Source organism: Streptomyces sp. NPDC007162 (assembly GCF_040634175.1).
Classification (GTDB): Bacteria; Actinomycetota; Actinomycetes; order Streptomycetales; family Streptomycetaceae; genus Streptomyces.
On sequence record NZ_JBEYFC010000447.1, the window covers coordinates 1 to 7,394 of the forward strand.

Below are 7,394 nucleotides of genomic sequence, written 5' to 3' on the forward strand. Positions count from 1 at the left end.
GGAGCCGGCCGGCGCCGCGCGGACCGGTGGGCCGGGCGGGTGCCGCCCGGCCCACCGGATCAGTGGCCGTGGCCGTCGGAGCGCTTGCGGTGGAGGGTGAAGTTCTCGAAGACCGACAGCTCGCCGTGCGGCTTGTTCACGTTGTAGTACGTGACGTGCATCCGGGTGGTGTCACCGGGGTGCCGGCCGGGGTCGACGGTGAACGCGGCGAAGCCGTAGGGGTGGTCGGTGTCCCGGACCCCCATCCACACGGCCTGCTCCTTGACGTAGGTGGGGGTGCGCTTGCCGTTGGATCCGGCGGTCGCCGACACGGCGGTGATCACCTTGCCCGTGCCGTCCTTGAAGAAGTTCTGGTTGGTGGTGCCGGAGACACCGCCACCGCCGAGGACCATGTGCACGGTGCCGAGGTCGGCGTCGATGTCGTCGGTGGCCTGCGAGACGGGGTTGGGGGTGAGCGTCTCGCTGCCGGTCACGACGCCGCGGACCGCCAGCGAACGCTCGTAGTTGTGCTCGTGACCGCACAGGACGAGGTCGACGCCGTACCGGTCGAACAGCGGGCCGTACTTCTCGCGCAGCCCCAGGTCCGCGCCGTTGGCGTCGGAGGAGCTGATCATGACCTGGTGCATGGCCACGACCACCCAGTCGACGTCCTTCGAGGAACGCGCCGCCTTCAGCTCCTTCTCCAGGAAGGCGAGCTGACGGCCGCCCGAGTAGCCGCTGATGTAGACGTCGCCGCCGTCCTGGAGGCAGTTGTCGTCGTTCTGCAGCACGATGACCCGCACCGAACCGGCCGTGAACGCGTACCACAGGCCCGCGAGTTCCGGGTCGGTCTCGGTGGACGGGAGGGAGAAGTAGGCCTGGTAGGCGCCGAGTCCGAGCGGGCCGTTGGCCTTCTCGATCTCGTGGTTGCCGGCCGCCGGCATCCAGGGGCGGAAACGCGCCGAACGGGTGTTGTTGGTGAAGAAGTTGTTCCACGTCCGCACCCGGTCGACATCCAGGTTGGCATAGCAGAGGTCCCCGTTGAGGAGGTGGAACAGCGGGGCGACCTGCTCGATGCCGGTGACGATGTCCTTCGTGGCGGGTGTGGAGTTGGCGTCCAGGGCGACCGTGCCGGCGGCCGACCAGGTGACCTGCGGGGCGGACTGGTCGCCGAAGCTGGTGAAGGTGACCGGCTTGCGCCCGCGCGGGGCCGTGCGGAAGGTGCCGCTGTCCGGGGTCGCACCCTCGTGCGTGGCGAGGTACAGGTAGTCGGTGTCCGGGGCGAGCCGGTCGAGCCGGGCGTGGTGGACGTACACCGTGCGGCCGGAGGTGCCGTCGACGTAGGTCACGGTCCGGGCGACGGCCTTGGAGCCGGAGCCGTGCTCCAGGGTGCCGTAGTGCACGACCGGCTTGGTCACCGGGCCGTCGGTGATCCATGACACCGTCATCTGGGTGCGCGGGTCGGCCCCGAAGGTCAGGTGCAGGCCCTGGACGGGGGACGCGCCCGAGGCGTCCGCGGTGAGGTGGAGGGCCGGGGCGGCGAGCGGCGCGGCCTGTGCCGCGCCCGCTCCCAGCAGTCCGGTGGCGGCGGCGCCCGCCCCCGCGGTCCCGAGCAGGCCCAGCGCGTGACGGCGGCTGAGCCCGTCCGGCTCCCCCGCCGGTCTGTCCTCTGCGGACTCTGTCTGTGCGGTCATGACGCCCTCCCGACGAGCAGCTGTGCTGACAACGACCGCACCCTGGCCCAGCCCAACTGCCGTCACATGAACACCACATGACCACCTGGTCATCACGGGTCAGGCATCAGGTCACCAAGACCGACACCTGGCCTCGCCTTTACCCGCCGCCGTCCCGCCCTTGACCTGGTACCGGTCGGCGGACGGCTCCTCACGCCCCGACCAGCACCGCCGTCACGCACAGTCCCATGGCCACGGTGATGAGGATCATCGCGGTCAGGGTGCCGCGCAGCCAGTGGCCGAAGCGGGCGTGGTGCCGCTGCTCCGCCTCGCTGACGCTGGCGGCGATGTGGTCGGTCACCATGCGTGCCACATAGGTCTGTTCCGCGAGGTACCAGCGCTCGATGTCCGCCTTCTGCGCCGCGGTCAGCCCCGGCTCCCGGGCGGTGAACTCCGCGACGCGGCGACGGGCCGCTCGCAGGTGGGCCTGCTGGTACAGGAAGTCCTGGATGTCGGTCAGGCCGCGGGCGGCCTCCTCGCTCGTGTCCATGGTGTGCTCCACAGGTGAGGCGGCGGCTGTCCGGCCGGTGGCTGTGGTGCGGGGGCGCGCTGTACGCGCGTCAGCGCCGGGAGGGAGGGCAGCGCGCACGTACGTATCGAGCCGGGACGGGTCGGGGCCGGCGGTCTCGCGAACGCCGCCGGGACGCCGGGCAGGCGGTCCGGAGGACCAGCGTGGCAACTTCCGTGGAAAGCCGCAAGGGTACGGATGCCGGACGTCCGCGCTCCGGTTCGCCGGCGCCCGCGTTCGTGGTTGCTCAACTGTCGTAGTCGACCGTCACCGAGTCGGAGACCGGGAACGTCTGGCAGGTCAGGACGTAGCCCGCCCGCACCTCGGCCGGTTCGAGGGCGTAGTTGCGCCGCATGTCCGCCTCGCCGGCCGTGACGCGGGCGCGGCAGGTGCCGCACACCCCGCCCTTGCAGGCGAAGGGCAGGTCGGGCCGGATGCGGGCGGCGGCGTCGAGGAGGGTGCTGTCGCGGGGCAGCAGGGCGGTGGTGGAGCGGCCGTCCAGGGTGACGGTGACCTCACTGACCGGTCCGTCCACCGCCTTCTCCGGGTGCCGGACGGGTTCGATCGGCTCGTCGGCGAAGAAGAGCTCCCGGTGCACCCGCGGGCCGGGCACACCCAGCCCGGCGAGTACCTTCTGGGCGTCGAGCACCATGCCGTGCGGGCCGCACAGCCACCAGTGGTCGGCGTCCCGCACGTCGACCAGGCCCTCGATGAGGGCGGCGAGGCGGTCGCCGTCGAGGCGGCCGGAGAGGAGCTCGGCCTCGCGAGGTTCGCGGGACAGGACGTGCGCCAGCTGGAACCGGGTGCGGTACTCGTCCTTCAGATCGGCCAGTTCGTCGGCGAACATCACGGTGTCGGTGCGCCGGTTGCCGTAGAACAGCGTGACCTCCGAGCGGTCGTCGGCCGCCAGGACGGACTCGGCGATGGACATCATGGGAGTGATGCCCGAGCCCGCCGCGATCAGCACGTGGTGGCCGGGGACCGTGAGGTCGGGGGTGAAGGCTCCGGTGGGCGCCATGACCTGGACGGTGTCGCCCGGCCGCACCTCGTGGACCAGCCAGGAGGAGAAGAGCCCGCCGGGGACCTCCCGGACGCCGATGCGGGGCGGTGCCCCGGCCGGTGAGCAGATCGAGTAGGAGCGCCGTTCGTCGCGCCCGTCGATCTCACGGCGGAGCGTGAGTGACTGGCCGGGGCCGAAGGTGAACTCCTCGGCGAGGGCGGCGGGGATGTCGAACGTGACCGCCACGGCGTCCTCGCACAGGGGCTGGACCGCGGCGACGCGCAGGGCGTGGAAGGCCGGGAGGCGCCGGCGTGCCCTCGTCGCGGGGGCACCGGCGGCCGGTGCCGTCAGCTCTGCCATCAGATCTCCTTGACGTACTCGAACGGCTCACGGCAGGTGCGGCACCGCCAGAGCGCTTTGCACGAGGTGGCCGCGAAGCGGGAGGTCTCCTCGGTGTCGGCGGAACCGCAGTGCGGGCACGGCACCCTGCGCCGGGTCGGCGCCAGGTCCAGCGGCACGGGTCCCACGGGACGCCGCGGCGCCGTCATGGGCGGTGCGATGCCGTGTGCGGCGAGCTTGCGGCGTCCCTCGGGGGTGATCCAGTCGCTCGTCCACGGCGGGTCCAGCACCGTGCGGATCTCCACGCGTTCGAAGCCTGCGTCCCGCAGCCGGGCGGCGACCGCGGCCCGCATCTCGGCCATCGCGGGACAGCCCGAGTAGGTGGGGGTGAGGGCCGCGACCACCGTGCCGTCGGTCTCGACCGTCACACCCCGCAGCACACCCAGGTCGGCGAGGGTGAGCATGGGCAGTTCGGGGTCGGGGACCTGCTCGGCGAGGTCCCGGGCCAGCCGGACCCCGGACAGCGCGCCGGTCACCATGTCGCGTCCGGGTGGGCGCGGGCCACGCTCTGCAACTCGGCCAGCAGCGGGGCCAGATGCTCGGTGTGCGTACCGTCGCGGCCGTTGCCCGGCGACGGCGGAAGAACCGGGGTGGGGAGCCCGGCCGCGTCGAACACCTGACGGAGATCCGCCAGCACCGCGTCCCGCACGTCCTGCGCGGCGAACAGCTCGTCCCAGTAGGGCGCCTGTCCTTCCAGGGCGGTCAGCATGCGTGCGTGGGACTCCTCGGTGCCGTCGCCCAGGCGTACGACCCATTCGGCGGCGTACTGCCGGTGGTAGGCGAGCTCCTTGACGCCCTTGGCCGCGATCGCCGCGAGCACCGGGTCGGACGCGGTGGCGAGTTCGGCGAAGTGGGCGAGGCGCCAGCTGGCGAACACCAGCAGCCGCAGGACGGAGAAGGCGAAGTCGCCGTTGGGGAGCTCGGCGAGCGTCACGTTGCGCAGGTCGCCGGGGCCACGGAAGTACGCGTAGGCGTCCTCCGTGCGGCCGGTGCCGTCCGTCTGCCCGCAGCGGGCGTACAGCAGGCGGGCCTGGCCGAGCAGGTCGAGCCCGATGTTGGCCAGGGCCACCTCCTCCTCCAGTTCGGGGGCGCGGGTCACCCATTCGGCGAGCCGCTGGGCCAGCACCAGGGCGTCGTCGCCCAGTGCCAGGCACAGGGCGGCCAGTCGGGCGGCGTCGACGTGCCGGGGCACGGTGGTGTCGACGCCGTACAACGGGTCCTCGAAGCCGGTCCCGAACGCCCAGCGGGCGTCGCCGTCGTCATGGCCCTCGGCCAGGCTCAGGTAGACGTGGTCGTCGCTCATCACCGGCTCCTAGATGTGCGGGACGTCGTCGGGGATGTCGTAGAACGTCGGGTGCCGGTAGACCTTGTCGGCGCTGGGGGCGAAGAAGGGGTCCTTCTCGTCCCGGCTGGAGGCGGCGATGTGCTCCGAGCGCACCGCCCAGATGCTCACGCCTTCGTTGCGCCGGGTGTACAGGTCGCGGGCGTGGGTGAGGGCCATCCGGTCGTCGGCCGCGTGCAGGGAGCCGACGTGCACGTGGTTGAGGCCGCGCTTGCCGCGGATGAAGATCTCGTACAGCGGCCAGTTCTGCGAGTCGCTCATGCCACTGCCTCCTTGCGCGCCCGGGCGGCCTGCTTGGCAGCGTGGGCACTGGCGGCCGCGCGCACCCAGGCACCCTCCTCGTGGGCGGTGCGCCGACGTTCCATCCGCTGCGCGTTGCAGGGGCCGTTGCCGGTGATGACTTCCTTGAGTTCGGTGAAGTCGGGGGTGCCGAAGTCGTGGTGGCCGCGCTCCTCGTTCCAGCGCAGCTCGGGGTCGGGCAGGGTGACGCCGAGCTGTGCAGCCTGGGGGACGGTCATGTCGACGAAGCGGCGGCGCAGTTCGTCGTTGCTGTGGCGTTTGATCTTCCAGGCCATCGACTGCGCGGAGTTGGGCGAGTCGTCGTCGGGCGGCCCGAACATCATCAGCGAGGGCCACCACCAGCGGTTCACGGCGTCCTGCACCATCTCCCGCTGGGCCTCGGTACCGCGCATCATGGTCATCAGGAGTTCGTAGCCCTGCCGCTGGTGGAAGGACTCCTCCTTGCAGACGCGGACCATCGCGCGCGCGTAGGGGCCGTAGGAGCTGCGGCACAGCGGCACCTGGTTGCAGATGGCCGCGCCGTCGACGAACCAGCCGATGACGCCGACGTCCGCGTAGCTGAGCGTCGGGTAGTTGAAGATCGACGAGTACTTCTGGCGGCCTTCGAGGAGTCGCTGGGTGAGGTCGGCGCGGTCGGCACCCAGAGTCTCGGCGGCCGAGTACAGGTACAGGCCGTGGCCGGCCTCGTCCTGGACCTTGGCGAACAGGATCGCCTTGCGGCGCAGCGAGGGCGCCCTGGTGATCCACTCGCCTTCCGGCTGCATGCCGATGATCTCGGAGTGCGCGTGCTGGGCGATCTGCCGGATCAGCGTCCTGCGGTAGCCCTCCGGCATCCAGTCGCGGGGCTCGATCCGCTGGTCACGCGCGATCGTGGCCTCGAAATGGGACTCCAGCTCCGGCTCGGCGTCCCTTCCGGCCGCTTCGGTCATCTCCATCACTCCCTACCGACCATTCGTTCGGTCCATCATAGGGCGCGCCCACCCCGATCTGGCAAGAGCCCGGGCCGGTCAGGGCCGCGCCGGGCGACCGCGACTGCGCCCCTTGACATGCCGGGACCTTGCTGGATTACTTGACCTCGCCGCTCGCTAACCGAATGTTCGGTCGGTTCCCAAGGTGGTGGAAATGCCGACACAGGCACCGGGTACGGCACCCGGCCCCGTCGAGACGATGCTCGCCGCGGACAAGGCGTCGCGGGGGCTCGGCATCGAGCTCCTCGAGCACGGCGAAGGGACCGCCGTGCTCCGGATGACCGTGTCGTCCTCGCAGGTCAACGGGCACCGGACCGCCCACGGCGGTTACCTGTTCCTGCTCGCCGACACCGCTTTCGCCTGCGCCTGCAACAGCCATGGCCCCGTGACCGTCGCCGCCGGCGCCGACATCGAGTTCGTCGCGCCCGCCTACGAGGGCGACGTACTGGTGGCCACCGCGCGGGAACGGGTCCGGTTCGGCCGCAGCGGTGTCTACGACGTGAGCGTCACGCGCGGCGACGAGGTGATCGCGGAGTTCCGCGGCCGCAGCCGCACCCTTCGCACACATCAGGAGGAGCCGCAATGAGCAGCGAAGCGATCGCGCCCGAGCCCCGGGACACCCGCCGGGCGGAGCCGCTTCCCGAGGCGCTGCTGGACGGCGCCGAGCGGATGTCCCGTGCGGAGGTCGAGGCGCTCCAGCTCACCAGGCTGCGCACGACCCTGCGGCACGCCTACGACAACGTGGAGCTGTACCGGAAGAAGTTCGACGCGGCCGGTGTGGGCCCCGACGACTGCCGGACGCTCGCGGATCTCGCCCGTTTCCCCTTCACCACCAAGGCGGACCTGCGGGACACCTACCCCTTCGGCATGTTCGCCGTGCCGATGTCCGAGGTGCGGCGGGTGCACGCCTCCAGCGGCACCACCGGCCGCCCCACGGTGGTCGGGTACACGGAGAACGACCTGTCCGTGTGGGCGGACGTCGTGGCCCGCTCCATCCGGGCCGCCGGCGGCCGGCCCGGCCACAAGGTCCACATCTCCTACGGCTACGGCCTGTTCACCGGAGGCCTGGGCGCCCACTACGGCGCCGAGCGGGCCGGCTGCACCGTGATCCCCGCCTCCGGCGGCATGACCGCCCGCCAGGTGCAGATCATCCAGGACTTCGAAC

At 71.6% G+C, this 7,394-nt stretch carries 8 protein-coding genes and 1 pseudogene; 2 read left to right on the forward strand and 7 right to left on the reverse strand.

The features are described from left to right. Positions 1–59 precede the first annotated feature (59 nt). The 7 genes from ABZ646_RS35505 to paaA all read right to left on the reverse strand — a co-directional run bounded on the left by ABZ646_RS35505 (position 60) and on the right by paaA (position 6,196). Positions 60–1,673, reverse strand: coding sequence for a metallophosphoesterase family protein (locus ABZ646_RS35505; protein WP_360528405.1), 1,614 nt, complete (start codon positions 1,671–1,673; stop codon positions 60–62). Between the two features lie 190 nt (positions 1,674–1,863). Then, on the reverse strand, positions 1,864–2,202 hold the full coding sequence (locus ABZ646_RS35510; RefSeq protein ID WP_360528408.1) for a hypothetical protein: 339 nt from the start codon (positions 2,200–2,202) through the stop codon (positions 1,864–1,866). 265 nt (positions 2,203–2,467) lie between these two features. Beyond that, positions 2,468–3,580 (reverse strand): 1,2-phenylacetyl-CoA epoxidase subunit PaaE, encoded by a 1,113-nt coding sequence (gene paaE, locus ABZ646_RS35515; protein WP_360528411.1) that lies wholly within the window; start codon positions 3,578–3,580, stop codon positions 2,468–2,470. After that, complete coding sequence (paaD, locus tag ABZ646_RS35520) at positions 3,580–4,098, reverse strand: 1,2-phenylacetyl-CoA epoxidase subunit PaaD (RefSeq protein WP_360528414.1); 519 nt, start codon at positions 4,096–4,098, stop codon at positions 3,580–3,582. The genes paaE and paaD overlap by 1 nt, the downstream gene beginning before the upstream one ends. Then, positions 4,092–4,922 (reverse strand): 1,2-phenylacetyl-CoA epoxidase subunit PaaC, encoded by an 831-nt coding sequence (gene paaC / locus ABZ646_RS35525; protein ID WP_360528417.1) that lies wholly within the window; start codon positions 4,920–4,922, stop codon positions 4,092–4,094. The genes paaD and paaC overlap by 7 nt, the downstream gene beginning before the upstream one ends. A 9-nt stretch (positions 4,923–4,931) precedes the next feature. Then, entirely contained in the window at positions 4,932–5,222 is a 291-nt protein-coding gene (gene paaB, locus ABZ646_RS35530; RefSeq protein WP_360528420.1) for a 1,2-phenylacetyl-CoA epoxidase subunit PaaB, read from the reverse strand. Further along, the gene (gene paaA, locus ABZ646_RS35535) at positions 5,219–6,196 is read right to left on the reverse strand and encodes a 1,2-phenylacetyl-CoA epoxidase subunit PaaA (protein WP_360528423.1); all 978 of its coding nucleotides are present in this window, start codon (positions 6,194–6,196) and stop codon (positions 5,219–5,221) included. The genes paaB and paaA overlap by 4 nt, the downstream gene beginning before the upstream one ends. A gap of 187 nt (positions 6,197–6,383) precedes the next feature. Between paaA and paaI the strand changes: the two genes are divergently transcribed. Both paaI and ABZ646_RS35545 read left to right on the forward strand, forming a co-directional pair. Continuing rightward, positions 6,384–6,815, forward strand: a complete 432-nt coding sequence (gene paaI / locus ABZ646_RS35540; protein WP_360528426.1) for a hydroxyphenylacetyl-CoA thioesterase PaaI — start codon at positions 6,384–6,386, stop codon at positions 6,813–6,815. Next, a pseudogene (locus ABZ646_RS35545) lies at positions 6,812–7,394 on the forward strand (phenylacetate--CoA ligase); the annotation flags it as partial. The gene paaI and the pseudogene ABZ646_RS35545, both read left to right, overlap by 4 nt.